This window comes from Marisediminicola sp. LYQ85 (genome assembly GCF_046600695.1).
In the GTDB taxonomy this organism is placed as follows: Bacteria; Actinomycetota; Actinomycetes; order Actinomycetales; family Microbacteriaceae; genus Marisediminicola.
This window is the reverse complement of the sequence record NZ_JBKIWO010000001.1, coordinates 1,565,741-1,578,376: the sequence shown is the minus strand read 5'-3', so window position 1 is coordinate 1,578,376 and position 12,636 is coordinate 1,565,741. Positions and strand designations below refer to the sequence as shown.

At 71.3% G+C, this 12,636-nt stretch carries 12 protein-coding genes and 1 tRNA gene; 8 read left to right on the top strand and 5 right to left on the bottom strand.

The annotated features are described in order from the left end of the window. Nucleotide 1 precedes the first annotated feature (1 nt). The 3 genes from ACLHG5_RS07460 (at nucleotide 2) to ACLHG5_RS07450 (ending at nucleotide 1,877) form a co-directional block, all read left to right on the top strand. A complete protein-coding gene (locus ACLHG5_RS07460; protein WP_411314813.1) occupies nucleotides 2–1,321 on the top strand; it encodes an NAD(P)/FAD-dependent oxidoreductase in 1,320 nt (439 codons plus the stop codon). A gap of 57 nt (nucleotides 1,322–1,378) precedes the next feature. Then, a tRNA-Leu gene (locus tag ACLHG5_RS07455) sits at nucleotides 1,379–1,452 on the top strand. 80 nt (nucleotides 1,453–1,532) lie between these two features. Further along, on the top strand, nucleotides 1,533–1,877 hold the full coding sequence (locus tag ACLHG5_RS07450; protein ID WP_411318297.1) for a hypothetical protein: 345 nt from the start codon (nucleotides 1,533–1,535) through the stop codon (nucleotides 1,875–1,877). A gap of 63 nt (nucleotides 1,878–1,940) precedes the next feature. Here the strand turns inward: ACLHG5_RS07450 and ACLHG5_RS07445 are convergent, their stop codons facing one another. Together ACLHG5_RS07445 and ACLHG5_RS07440 are read right to left on the bottom strand one after the other, a co-directional pair. Further along, the gene (locus ACLHG5_RS07445; RefSeq protein WP_411318296.1) at nucleotides 1,941–3,962 is read right to left on the bottom strand and encodes a hypothetical protein; all 2,022 of its coding nucleotides are present in this window, start codon (nucleotides 3,960–3,962) and stop codon (nucleotides 1,941–1,943) included. A 230-nt stretch (nucleotides 3,963–4,192) separates the two neighbouring features. Then, entirely contained in the window at nucleotides 4,193–4,912 is a 720-nt protein-coding gene (locus ACLHG5_RS07440) for a YoaK family protein (RefSeq protein ID WP_411318295.1), read from the bottom strand. A gap of 128 nt (nucleotides 4,913–5,040) precedes the next feature. Here ACLHG5_RS07440 and ACLHG5_RS07435 point away from each other — a divergent pair, with 128 nt between their 5' ends. Next, nucleotides 5,041–6,150 (top strand): acetamidase/formamidase family protein, encoded by a 1,110-nt coding sequence (locus ACLHG5_RS07435; protein WP_411318294.1) that lies wholly within the window; start codon nucleotides 5,041–5,043, stop codon nucleotides 6,148–6,150. A 4-nt stretch (nucleotides 6,151–6,154) separates the two neighbouring features. Next, entirely contained in the window at nucleotides 6,155–7,723 is a 1,569-nt protein-coding gene (locus ACLHG5_RS07430; protein ID WP_411318293.1) for an AtzH-like domain-containing protein, read from the top strand. Here ACLHG5_RS07430 and ACLHG5_RS07425 read toward each other — a convergent pair. Continuing rightward, entirely contained in the window at nucleotides 7,720–8,544 is an 825-nt protein-coding gene (locus tag ACLHG5_RS07425) for a YidC/Oxa1 family membrane protein insertase (RefSeq protein WP_411318292.1), read from the bottom strand. The genes ACLHG5_RS07430 and ACLHG5_RS07425 overlap by 4 nt on opposite strands. 51 nt (nucleotides 8,545–8,595) lie before the next feature. After that, nucleotides 8,596–8,904, bottom strand: a complete 309-nt coding sequence (locus ACLHG5_RS07420; RefSeq protein ID WP_411318291.1) for a hypothetical protein — start codon at nucleotides 8,902–8,904, stop codon at nucleotides 8,596–8,598. A gap of 106 nt (nucleotides 8,905–9,010) precedes the next feature. Here ACLHG5_RS07420 and ACLHG5_RS07415 point away from each other — a divergent pair, with 106 nt between their 5' ends. The 3 genes from ACLHG5_RS07415 to ACLHG5_RS07405 are packed head-to-tail and all read left to right on the top strand — an operon-like array spanning nucleotide 9,011 to nucleotide 11,984. Beyond that, nucleotides 9,011–10,246 carry a pyridoxal-phosphate-dependent aminotransferase family protein gene (locus ACLHG5_RS07415; RefSeq protein ID WP_411318290.1) on the top strand — a complete coding sequence of 412 codons (1,236 nt, stop codon included), beginning with the start codon at nucleotides 9,011–9,013 and terminating at the stop codon, nucleotides 10,244–10,246. Next, entirely contained in the window at nucleotides 10,243–11,484 is a 1,242-nt protein-coding gene (locus ACLHG5_RS07410) for an allantoate amidohydrolase (RefSeq protein WP_411318289.1), read from the top strand. Before ACLHG5_RS07415 ends, ACLHG5_RS07410 begins: the two co-directional genes overlap by 4 nt. Next, nucleotides 11,481–11,984 carry an iron-sulfur cluster assembly scaffold protein gene (locus tag ACLHG5_RS07405; protein ID WP_411318288.1) on the top strand — a complete coding sequence of 168 codons (504 nt, stop codon included), beginning with the start codon at nucleotides 11,481–11,483 and terminating at the stop codon, nucleotides 11,982–11,984. Before ACLHG5_RS07410 ends, ACLHG5_RS07405 begins: the two co-directional genes overlap by 4 nt. On the opposite strand, the gene ACLHG5_RS07400 is transcribed toward ACLHG5_RS07405, so the two are convergent. Beyond that, nucleotides 11,953–12,618, bottom strand: coding sequence for an NTP transferase domain-containing protein (locus tag ACLHG5_RS07400; protein ID WP_411318287.1), 666 nt, complete (start codon nucleotides 12,616–12,618; stop codon nucleotides 11,953–11,955). The two genes, ACLHG5_RS07405 and ACLHG5_RS07400, sit on opposite strands and share 32 nt — an antisense overlap. Between the last annotated feature and the right edge of the window lie 18 nt (nucleotides 12,619–12,636).

Sequence of the window (12,636 nt, the reverse complement as noted above, 5' to 3'; positions counted from 1 at the left end):
AGTGCCGAAAATCCTGATCGTTGGCGGCGGATACGCCGGTTTTTACACTGCTCTCGGGCTCGAGAAGTGGCTTACGCGAGGTGAAGCCGAGGTTGTCCTCGTCGACCCGCTCCCCTATATGACCTACCAGCCCTTCCTCCCCGAGGTCGCGGCCGGATCGATCGAGCCGCGCCACGCGGTCGTATCGTTGCGTCGTCACCTCGAGAAGACCGAGGTCATCACCGCTCGCGTCACCGCGATCGACCACGCCACCAAGTCGGCGACGATCACGCCCGAGATCGGCGAGCCCTGGCAGATCGACTACGACCAGATCGTCGTGACCGCGGGTTCGGTGTCGCGCACGTTCCCGATCCCGGGCGTCGCCGACGAGGCGATCGGCCTCAAGACCATCGAGGAGGCGACCGCGATCCGCGACCGCCTCATGGCGAACTTCGCGCGGGCGGCGAACCTCCCCGAGGGCCCCGAGCGCGACCGCCTACTCACCGTCACCGTCGTCGGCGGAGGATTCGCCGGCATCGAGGTGTTCGGTGAGCTGCGCAGCCTCGCGAGCGCCCTCCTGCGCTACTACCCGACGCTCGCCTTCGAAGACACCCACTTCCACCTCATCGAGGCGATGGGCCGCATCATGCCCGAGGTGTCGCTCAAGACGAGCCACTGGGTGCTCAAGAACCTCGCCGAGCGCGGTGCCGAAGTGCACCTCGAGACGCAACTGACCTCGGCCGTCGGCGGAAAGATCGAGCTCTCGACCGGAGAGTCGTTCGAGTCCGACCTCATCGTGTGGACCGCCGGCGTCATGGCGAACCCCGTCTTGCGCAACACCGACCTCCCGACCGAAGAGCGCGGTCGTCTGCGCGTGCAGCCCGACCTGCGCGTCATCAACGACGACGGTGTCGTGCTCGACGCCTGGGGTTCGGGCGACGTCTCGGCCGTGCCCGACCTCACGGGCAAGGGCGTGGGCGGCTTCTGCGTTCCCAACGCTCAGCACGCCGTGCGCCAGGGCAAGCTCCTCGCCAAGAACATCGTCGGTTCGTTACGCGGCGATGCGCCCAAGGAGTACCGCCACGACAACCTCGGTGCGGTTGCGACCCTCGGTCTCGGCGTCGGCGTGTTCCAGTCGGGCAAGATCTCGTTCAAGGGATTCATCGCCTGGGTCATGCACCGCGGATACCACGGTCTCGCGATCCCCATGTGGGAGCGCAAGATCCGGGTCTTCGTCGTGTGGGCACTGAACGTCGTGCTCAAGCGCGACATCGTGTCGATCGAGGCGCGCGAGACGCCTCGCGACGCTTTCGCGGAGTACGCGTCACGCCCCAAGAGCTGACTCTCGTCACGAAAGGAGGCGTCGGTCGCGTTCGCGCACCGGCCCCTTTCTCGTTCCGCCCCCGTAGCCCAACCGGCAGAGGCAGGCGACTTAAAATCGTCACAGTGTGGGTTCGAACCCCACCGGGGGCACCGTCGGCGGGCGCCTCGCACGGCCGGGCGGGAGAGTCAACGGGGTGCCGATCGGCCCGGCGATGGGCCACCATGAGAGCGTGAGAACACTCAAGTACGCGAGCCAGACTTTCGTGACCACCGACGAGATGGCGCATGTCATCATCGAGTTCACCGCCGAGATGGCGAAGAGCGAGGACTCCGAAGCCGTCACTCTGCCGACCGTCGACGAGGAAGGGCGCGTCGTCGAGATCGATATCGTGGTCGGCCCGGCGAGCGAAGTGATCAGCACTCCGGCCGACGACAGGCCCAGCGAGATCGACACGACCGTCGCGGTCGCCGAGATCGAGCGCCGGATCGGAGCGCTCAAGTCCGCGCGAGACCGCACCGCGTACCCCCTCGACGAGGGTGGGCCGGCGACGTCATTCGACGACCTCACCGTCTGAGAGAACGGGTCGACTGAGAGAACGGGCGGGCGGCCTCAGCCGCGAGCTCCGGGCCCGCGCGCGTCAGCGCGCGTATGCCGGAGCAACGAAGGTCGTGTACGTCCACACCGCGGCGCTGAGCGCCGCGAATACGGCGGCGGCCACGAGCCACGGAACGAGCGCCGCCGCCGGCGCTCCGGTCGCGACGACGGTCGCGACAGCGGCTGCGACGACGACCATGACGAGCGCCCACACGGGGGCAGACCACTCGAGCAGCACGCGCCCGGGAAGCGACCCGATCGGAAGCGCGAGCACGAGGGCCGAGCCGAGCCCGGCGAGGCAGATCGTGGCGAGGCTCTCGCTCACGAGGGCGCTCACGAAGCCCGTCGGGGTGCCAACGAGCCCGTGACCGAGCCACGCGAGCACGCCGAGCACCGTGACCGCCCCGAGCTGCGTCAGGCTCACGACGGCGCGGCGGCGCACGGCCGTGTCGGCGACGAAAGACGCCCCGATGAGCACGCCCGCGATGATCGGCGGGTCGAGCTCGACCGACCTCGAGAGGATCGCCGTCGTCACTGCCGCGGCGAGCATGATCGGCATGAACCGCAAGCGGGTGGAGGTCTTCGCCATCGTGGCGCCCAGCCGCGTCGCGACCGCACCCCCGACGATGTTGAGCACGGAGAGCCCGATGACGATCGCGAGCACGAGCCGCGCGTAGCGCACCTCGTTGTCGACGCCGCTCGAGACGGCGATGAAGACGGCCGCGATCCCGAGGGGCACGGCTCCCGCGAGCCAGGGGTTGACGGTGGTCGCGTGGTCGGCGCGGGGCCGGTTGCGTCCGGTCAGGCTCGCCGCGCGAACAGGCACGCGGCCTCGCAGGGTCGTCGCGAGCATCCGCAGCGGGATCGCGAACAGGGCGAGGAAGAGCACGCCGAACGCGGGGGCCACCCACCAGGAACCGAGGGAGTCGCGGTCGGTGATCGATGTGAGCGCGCTGCCGAACTCGGTGGGGGAGCCCCAGTCCGCCGAGCCGTCGGCGGGGGGCGGCAGAACATCGACTCCGGGCGGCGGTGCCGTGTCCGATGGCGACGGTGTGGGGTCGTCGTCGGTCTCGGGCTCGGACGACGGCGAGCCCGGGGCCGACGGCTCGGCCGGGTCGGGACTCTCGCCCTCGGGCGTCGGCACGGGCGTCGGCGTGCCGGGTGACGCCGCGGCGTCGCCCACGACCGTGAGCGTGAGCGGGGCGCTCGGCGACGCGAAGTTGCCGGCGGCGTCGCGCTGGATCGCGACGATCGAGCGCTCACCCTCGGCCATGCCGCCGATGACGCACGACCACCCCGATCGGCTCGTGGTGGTCGAACACACGGGCACGGCATCGACGTAGACGTCGACGGTGCCGCCGTTCTCGCCGGTGCCCCGGATCTCGAGGGGCTCGCTGCCGACTCGAGCGCCCGCCGCGGGCGAGACGATCACGGCGGGCTCGGGGGGAGTCCGGTCGACGGTGACGTTCCGGGCGTTCGAGAAGGCGGATGCCTGCCCGCCCCCGATCGCCGGATCGACCTGTTGCGCGCGCACGGTGAACGGCCCGCCCTCGGCCGAGACGCTGCACGACCACGTGCCCCGCGTCGAGACCGGCACGCGAGAGCAGTTGGCATCGACGGTGCCCGCGACGACGACGCGCACGAACGACCCCGGGTTGCCCGTGCCGGAGACGAGACCCGGTGTGAGTGAGGCACCGCTGCCGTCGAGCACAGGAGGCAGCAGCACGTCGATCGTGGTTCGCGCGGCGGGGGGTGCTGGATCGGTCGGTGCGGCGGGGGATTCCGTGGCCACGATCTCCTGGCCCGCCCCGGTGGGCAGCCGGGTCACGGTGCACGCCCACGACGCGGATTGCGCCGGGGGGATGCTGCAGACGACACGCCCATCCGCCGTCACCGACACCGCACTGCCCGGTGTTCTCGAGCCGGTCACCGCGGCGCCGCCGGTGCCGGAGAAGGCGGGGGCGGAGATCGTCGTCGGTTCGAGCGGCGCCGAAGCGGGAGGCTCGGGGCTCGGGTCGCCCTGCGCGGTCGCCGACGGCACGACGAGCCCGAGTTGCAGGGTCACGAAGAGCGCCGCAATAGCTATTGCGGCGAGAGACCGTCGTGCCGGGCCGACAGGTCGCGCATTCCCCACGAAGCGAGACGGCCGGTGACGAGAAGAAGAAGAGTTTCGCACCGTGCGTCCATTCAGCAGGGCACGGGCGCGCCTGTCAATGCCCTGGGGCCCGTGTTGCGAAACGCGTCGGAGCGATCTCGACACCTCCGACGAGGTCGGGGATGCCGTGAGGTCGCTCGTCAGGCCGCGCTCGCGCGCCCCTCGACGTCGGGCGTCGGCGCGGGGGCGGGGCGGCCGAGGTGTCCGACGATCGCCACGAGGATGCTGATCGCGGCCGAGAGCGCCATGCCCCAACCGAGGTCGAGGCGCAGGAGGGCGGCACCCGCGGCCGCACCGGCACCGATGAGCAGCACGGCACCGAGGCGGCGCTTCCACTGCTGTTTGGCCGTGCCACCGAAGCGCGAATCGAAGGCGAGACCGACGAGCGTCGAGGTCACGACGACGGTCGTGACATCCTTCACCGCGATGTGCCGCGCCGCGCCGGCCTGCAGACCCATGGCGAGGCCGAGGGCGCCCGTGATGGTGAACTCGAGCCACTGCGGCATGCCCGTGCCGACGACGAACGCCGCGACGGCGGCGGCGGCGATGATCGCGCCGACGATCGTGAACAACCACGTGGAGTGGGTCGTCCACCCGGCCTCGACCGGACGCAGCGTGCGCCCGGCGACGAGGGCGCCGAGCATGAAGGCGATGAGGGCGATGAACGGGCCGACGATGGGGAGGTCGTCGGCACCGACGAGACCCATGCCGAGGATGACGACGTTGCCCGTCATGTTGCCCGTGAAGACACGATCGAGGCCGAGGTAGCCGACGGCGTCGATGACGCCCGTCGAGAACGTCAAAGCGAGCATGAGCACGAGGTGCAGACCGGAGGGGTTGCTGCGGAGCCGTTTCAGCACGGGGTCTCCCGGGGTGTCGTCGCGGGCAGTGAGCGGGGCCGAGCACCGCGCGCGAGCGTCGTGACAACGGGCGGTACTGTTCTCACACAGTAGTGGGACTCGAAGTTGCTACCGGACAGGCGGTCGATGTGAGCGGATCAGCGACGAGTGGCCGTGTGCCCGGGCGAGAGCAGCGGCCCCTCGACGCGGGGGTCGGAGACATCCGCGACGGGGCCTACCTGCCGGTGGAGCCCGGATCGTACCTCTGGGGGCGCTTGCCGTGCGCGGGGGATTCGCCCGTGCTCACGCTCGAGTCTGGCGAGACGGCGACGATCGACACCCTCAGTCACGAGGGCATCCTCGACGACCAGGGGCGCGACCCCGAGGCGTTCTTCGGTCGCTTCGGCGTCGCGGCCGACTCGGTGCTGCGCGACGCCGTCGAGGTCGCCGCTCGCGAGGGCGGGCGCGACCCGCGCACCGACGGCCCCCACGTCGTGAGCGGTCCGATCCGGGTTCGCGGCGCACACCCGGGAGACCTGCTCAAGATCTCCGTGCTCGAGACGCGGCACCGGGTGCCATACGGCGTCATCTCGAACCGGCACTCGCGCGGAGCTCTCCCGGGGGAGTACCCCGCGGGCCCCGACCCGGTGAGCGTCTTCGCCGCCGTCGACGCCGAGGGGCGCGGTTCGATCCCGCGGCGGGAGGGGAGCGATGAGCGCGTGAGCTTCGCCCTCGCGCCGTTCCTCGGCATCATGGGCGTCGCCGTCGCGGGCGGCGAGCGGCCGCACTCCGTTCCGCCCGGACCGCACGGGGGCAACATCGACATCAACCTCCTCACGGCGGGGAGCAGCCTCTATCTGCCCGTGCAGGTTCCCGGCGCGCTCGCCTACGTCGGCGACCCGCACTTCGCGCAGGGAGACGGCGAGGTGGCCCTGACCGCGCTCGAGGCCTCCCTCCGTGTCGAGCTGCAGTTCGAGGTCGTGCCGCAGGATGTCGCGCTGCGCGAGTTCGGTGCCCTCGCGGGGCCGCTCGCCGAGACGACCGAGTTCCTCGTGCCGACGGGGATGGACGTCGACCTCGACGAAGCCGTGCGCGAGTGCGTGCGTGCGGCGATCGCGCTTCTGCAGGCGCGATACGGGATGGACGCGCACCTCGCCTACGCCTACCTGAGCGCCGCGACCGACTTCAACATCTCGCAAGTGGTCGATATCGTTTCGGGCGCGCACGCGCGCATCCGCAAGAGTGATTTCGGAGGCTGACGAAATGACCGCAGACACGGGAATCTCGACCGCGCCGCACGGTTTGATGGACGCCGTGCGCGCCTACGAGGCCGCTCTCATGGCCGATGACGTCGCACGCCTCGACGCCTTCTTCGAACCCGGTTCCGAGACCCTGCGTGGAGACGCATCCGGTCTGCTCGTCGGGCACGAGCGCATCGCCGCCTTCCGGCGCTCGCGCGGGGGAACTCCGGCACGGAGCATCGTCGAGACCCACGTGCGCACGCTCACCCCCGAGAGCGCCGTCGTCGTGACGGTCTCGGAGGCGCACGGCGGCGGTCGGGGGCAGCAGACCCAGCTGTGGCGCAGGAGCGAGTCGGGGTGGGCCATCGCGGTCGCGCACGTGACCGCCCCCGCACCCGCGATCGACCGGCGCGTGTGGCGCACCGTCGGAACACCGCTCGTGCGCGGGTCGGCCACGGGGTCGCTCGCACGGCTCCGCGTCGCTGTGAAAGACCTCTTCGCCGTGGCCGGGCATCCGATCGGCGCGGGTGTTCCCGCCTACCTCGACGGCGCGGCGGTCGAGAGCGGGACCGCTCCCGCCGTCGTCGCGCTTCTCGAAGCGGGAGCGGATGTCTCGGGCATCGCGCAGACCGACGAGTTCGCCTACAGCATCGCGGGCCGCAACCCCCACTACGGCACTCCGCCCAACCCCGCCGTCGTCGGCGGAATCCCCGGGGGCTCGTCTAACGGACCCGCGTCGGCCGTCGCGCTCGGGCACGCCGACATCGGGCTCGGAACGGACACGGGGGGTTCCCTCAGGGTTCCGGCGTCGTACTCGGGCCTGTGGGGGATCCGCACGACCCACGGTGCGATCGACCGCTCAGGACTGCTCCCCCTCGCGGAGTCGTTCGACACGGTCGGGTGGCTCACGCGCGACCTCGAGACTCTCATGCTCGCCGCGCGCGCGACGCTCGGCGATGTCGCGGCGCGGGAAGCGACATCCGCGCCGCGCGTCTCGCGCACCCTCGCGGTGTCTCCCGCGCTGCTCGCGCTCGCCGATCCCGCGTCGAGGGCGGGCGTCGCGGCCGTGATCGACGCCTGGACGGCTGCTGGCATCACCGTCGACGAGATCGACGTGCCCGACGTCGACGGCATGTTCGAGGCGTTCCGCACGGTGCAGGGCATCGAGGCGTGGCGCACCCACGGGGCCTGGATCGCCGACCACCCCCGCGCTCTCGGCGCGGAGATCTCGGCGCGATTCGCGTGGGCATCCCGGTTCTCGAGTGCCGACGAGGTGCGGGGCCGCGACGACGTGGCCAGCTACCGAGCCGAACTCGACGAGCGCCTCGCGGGCCGCACCCTCGTGCTGCCTTCGGCGTCGTCGGCCGCGCCACTCGCGAGCGCGACCCCGGACGAGAACGAGGTGACGCGAGCGGGCACCCTGCGCCTCACGTGTGTCGCGGGCATCCTGGGTGCGCCCGCGGTGTCGATGCCGCTCGTCGAAACCGAGTCCGGCCCCGTCGGGGTGTGTGTCGTCGGGCCCCGAAGCAGCGACCTCGACCTGCTCGAGTTCGCTCGCGAACTCGCGAACGCCGCACCGCGCGGCCGCTAGCCCGTCGGCGTCGCCCGCGCGTCGAACCGTCGCCGCAGGAGCACCCGTTCCGCGAGACTCCAGGACGTCGTGACCGCGAGGTAGAGGGTCGCGGCGAGCGGCACGATCGCCGCGAAGACGACGGTGAGAAACGGCAACCAGCTGAGAAAGGCGAGGGTGCCGGCGGGCATCCCCGGTACGGCGGGCTGCGCAGTCGCTCCGGACGGGGCCGGCGCGGCAGCGACTGCTTGCGCTTGCCACCGCATCGACACCCACCTGGTGAGCCACGCCACGACGGCGATGATCACGAGGAGGGCGACGACCACGAGGATGTCCGGCCACGCGCCCGCGGCCACGAACACGGGCAGCGACGAGCCGAGCGGTGCCCCGAGGAGCGGTGCGCCGAGCAGCAGGTTGGGGTGGCCGTTGATCTCGGGCGAGATGAAGAGTCCGTAGACGACGCTCACGATGGGCGCTTGCACGAGCAGGGGGAGGCACCCCGCGAGCGGCGACACCTTCTCGGTGCTGTAGAGCTCCATCGTTTTGCGCTGCAGGAGCTCGGGATTCTTGCGATACCGCTCGCGCAGCCTCTGCAGTTGCGGAGCCAGTCGGCGCCGATCCGCGTCGGCCCGCGCCGTGGAGATTCCGACGGGGATGAGCAGGGTGCGGATGAGCACGGCCGCGAGGATGATCGCGATCGCAGTCGCGTGCGCCCCGGCGACGGGGGAGAGGAAGTCGGCGAAAGCCGAGACGGCGGAGTGGGCGGCGTCGAGCGCCGCCGCGATGGGCGGAAAGGTGTAGAAGTTCACGGTGTCCTCGAGTCGGATCGGATGGGATGGCATGTGGCCACCCACCCGTCACCGACCCGCGCGAATCACACGCGGGAAGAGGGGTCAGGCGACCGAGACCAGTACTCCGGGAGCTCGAGGGCGAGCACGACCGACGGTGTCGGGATGCTGCGGCGCGGGCATACGGCTGAGAACCTGACGGTGTTCGCGCGAGCGACCGCCGATGCCGCGCATCCGCTCGGTCGTCACGAGAGTGAGGGCGGCGTGACGCACGACGACCGCGATCACGATGGCGGCGGCCCCGCCGAGGGCGAGGGCGGCGACCTGGGGTTCGCCCGCGAGAGCGAGGACGACGACCGTCAGCGACAGCGCGACGAGGAGCCGCGTGTATGCGTGCTGGACGGCGGCTCTCACATGAGTCAGCTTATCGACAGGTGGTGAGCGCACAGCCGGCGCGCGAAACATCGCTGGAATACGGCCGCTCTAGAATCGGCTCATCCCGACAGCTGAGGAGCGAGCCATGACGAGCGCGCAGATCGACCCGCCCGCCCGCGTGCTCATGGGGCCCGGCCCGATCAACGCCGACCCCCGTGTGCTGCGCGCGATGTCCGCCCAGCTCGTCGGCCAGTACGACCCCGCGATGACGGCGTACATGACCGAGACGATGGGGCTCTACCGCACCGTCTTCGACACCGACAACGATGCGACGTTTCTCGTCGACGGCACCTCGCGCGCCGGCATCGAGGCGGCCCTCGTGTCGCTCATCGAGCCGGGCGACCGGGTGCTCGTGCCCATCTTCGGGCGGTTCGGTCATCTGCTGCGCGAGATCGCGGAGCGCTGCGGGGCCGACGTGCACGTGCTCGAAGCCGAGTGGGGCACCGTGTTCGCGCCGGAACAGATTGAGGCCGCCATCCGCGAGGTGAAGCCCAAGCTCCTCGCCGTGGTGCACGGCGACACCTCGACGACGATGGCCCAGCCCCTCGACGAGCTCGGCGCGATCTGCGCCGAACACGGGGTGCTCTTCTACACCGACGTCACGGCGTCGCTCGCCGGAAACGAGTTCCGCACCGACGCGTGGGGTCTCGACGCGGTGACCGCCGGTCTGCAGAAGTGTCTCGCAGGGCCCTCGGGCAGTGCCCCGATCACGCTCTCGCCGCGCGCCGTCGAGGTCGTCACGGCGCGCAAGAGCGTCGAAGCGGGCATCCGCGCCGCTGGCGACCCGGTGAGCGCCCACCCGATCCGCTCCAACTACTTCGACCTCGCGATGATCATGGACTACTGGGGCGAGAAGCGTCTCAACCACCACACCGAGGCGACCACGATGCTCTACGGGGCGCGCGAGTGCGCACGGTTGCTCGTCGACGAGGGAATGGATGCCGCCGTCGAGCGTCACCGCGTGCACGGAACGGCCATGGTCGAGGGGCTCCTCGGTCTCGGCCTCACCCTCTTCGGCGACCAGACCCATCGCATGAACAACGTCGTGGGGGTCGAGATCCCCGAGGGGATCGACGGCGACGCCGCGCGCGCCGGGATGCTCACCGACTACGGCATCGAGATCGGCACGTCGTTCGGGCCGCTCCACGGCCGCATCTGGCGCATCGGGACCATGGGCTACAACGCCCGCCGTGACACGGTGCTCACGACCCTCGCCGTGCTCGAGCAAGTGCTGCGCACGGGCGGAGTGTCGGTGACGCCGGGCGGCGGCGTCGGCGCCGCACTCGACTTCTATGCTGACGCTTCGTCGGGGGTCGTGTGACGACGCCCCCTCTCGCGGCCGCCGCGGAGCGCATCATGGCGCGCTGCGACGAACTCGCGACCATCACCGTCACACCCGAGCGCCTCGAGCGCGTGCACCTCTCGCCCGAACATCGGGCGGCGAACGACGTCGTCGAGGGCTGGATGCGCGAGGCGGGACTCACCACGTGGCAGGATGCCGCGGGCAACCAGTGCGGCAGGATCGAGGGCCGCGTCGACGGGCTCCCCGCCCTCCTCCTCGGCTCTCACATCGACACGGTGCCCGACGCGGGACGCTACGACGGCATGCTCGGAGTGCTGCTCGCGATCGAGGTGGCCTCGAGGGTTCGGCCGCACGCATCCGCTCTGCCCTTCGCCCTCGAGGTCGTCGCGTTCAGCGACGAAGAGGGCACGCGCTTCGGCACGGCTCTTCTCGGCAGCCGGGCGCTCGCGGGAACCTGGGACGACGCGTGGTGGGAGCTGCGCGACAGCGACGGCATCTCGCTCTTCGAGGCCTTTCAGGACTTCGGGCTCGACCCGGCGCGGCTCCCGAGCGCGTTCCGCCGGCCCGAGCAACTCGTGGGCTACCTCGAGGCGCACATCGAGCAGGGGCCGCACCTCGAAGACGCGGACCGCGCCCTCGGGGTCGTCACCTCGATCGCGGGAGCGCGACGCTTCTCGCTCACGATGACCGGCCACGCGGGTCACGCCGGCGGAACACCGTACGACCGCCGTCGCGACGCGCTCGTCGGCGCGAGCGAACTCGTGATCGCGGTCGAGACGATCTCGAAAGAGCTCGACACGATCGGAACCGTCGGCAAACTGCAGGCCTACCCCGGGGGAGTCAACGTCATCCCCGGCCGCGTGGACTTCAGCCTCGATGTGAGAGCCGAGCACGATGCGGTGCGCGACGAATGCTGGCAGCGCATCCAGGAGGCCGCGGCCGACATCTGCGCGCGGCGGACGCTCGAGTTCGACGCCGTCGAGATCTACCGCGCCGACGCCGCGCAGTGCGCCCCGCACTTGCGCGATGGGATCGCCGCGGGCATCCGCAGCACGGGCGACGACGCGCCGATGGCGCTCTACAGTCGCGCGGGCCACGACGGTGTCGCGGTCTCGGCCCTCACCGACTTCGCGATGCTCTTCGTGCGCTGCGCCGGGGGAGTGAGCCACCACCCCGACGAGGCGGTCACGGTCGAGGATGTCGCCGCCGCCCTCGACGCGTTCGAGGGCACCGTGCGGGAGCTCGCCGCGCGATGACCGACCCGCGCGAAGCCCTCATCGTCGAGCTCGACCGGGTGCGGCACGGTGCGGGAGAGGTCGCGGCAGACACCCCGGTGCTCCGCAGCCCGAGTTGCGGAGACGAAGTGCGTATGGCCGTGACGCTGACGGGTGGCACTGGTGGCACGGTCGACGGGACGATCGCCGGGGTCACGATCGCCGACGTCACGTGGCACGGTCGCGGATGCACGGTGTCGATGGCCTCGGCGTCGGCCCTCGCCGCACTGGCCCCCGGTCGGTCGCCCGCCGAACTCGCCGCGCTCGCCGTCGCGTTCGGAGATCTCGTGCGCGATCGCGACGTCGACCCCGCCTTCGACCCTCTCGACCCTGGCGACGCTCTGCGCTACGACGAGCGTCTCGGCGACGCCGTCGCGTTCGCGGGCATCGGGCGTCTCCCGCTGCGCGCGGGCTGCGCGACGCTCGCGTGGGAGGCGCTCAGTGAGGCGCTCAGTGAGGCGCTCGACGCGGCGCTGGAGTGACGGCGTCGCGGGTGTCGACGTCCGTGCCGTCGCCGAGGTCGCCGCATTCCACGAACTCCGCGTCGTGCGCCCGCACGTAGTCGCGCGCGCCCGAGTCGCCGCCCAGACTCGCGACGAGCGCTGCCCAGTGATCGCGCCCGACGACCACCGGATGCCCGGGGCGACCGTCGAACGTCGCTTGCGCGAGGGCGCGGTGGAGCCCCGCGCGCACCGCGGTCTCGAGGAGCCTCGCGACGGAACTCGGCGGCAGGCCGGGGAGGTCGACGAGTGTCACGAGGATGGCGGAGGCATCCGTCGACTCGGCGGCTCGGAGTGCGGCGGCGAGCGACGCGGACTGGCCCCGCCCCCAGTCGTGCGCGATCACCGCTGTGATGCGCGGGTCGTGGGGCAGCAACTCGCGCGCCGCGTCGTATTCGGCTCCGAGCACCACGACGACGCGGGGAAGACCGCCCGCGAGGTGCGCGGTCGTGGCGAGGTGCACCCATGGCACACCGTCGGAGTCGCGCGAGAGGGCCTTGGGGCCGCCGAAGCGGCGCCCGGCTCCCGCCGCGAGCACGGCGCCGAGCACCCAGCCGGGCTGCGCCGGAGACTGTGTCGGGCGCGGCGGCGCGTCGGCCGGGACATCGGAGGTCATCGTTACAGTTATAGCGAC

Bases quoted from the DNA above. Each gene is read 5' to 3' on its own strand.
- ACLHG5_RS07430 (WP_411318293.1), top strand. From the start codon at position 6,155: ATGACCGCAGACACGGGAATCTCGACCGCGCCGCACGGTTTGATGGAC.
- ACLHG5_RS07425 (WP_411318292.1), bottom strand. From the start codon at position 8,544: ATGCCATCCCATCCGATCCGACTCGAGGACACCGTGAACTTCTACACC.
- ACLHG5_RS07415 (WP_411318290.1), top strand. From the start codon at position 9,011: ATGACGAGCGCGCAGATCGACCCGCCCGCCCGCGTGCTCATGGGGCCC.
- ACLHG5_RS07405 (WP_411318288.1), top strand. From the start codon at position 11,481: ATGACCGACCCGCGCGAAGCCCTCATCGTCGAGCTCGACCGGGTGCGG.
- ACLHG5_RS07400 (WP_411318287.1), bottom strand. From the start codon at position 12,618: ATGACCTCCGATGTCCCGGCCGACGCGCCGCCGCGCCCGACACAGTCT.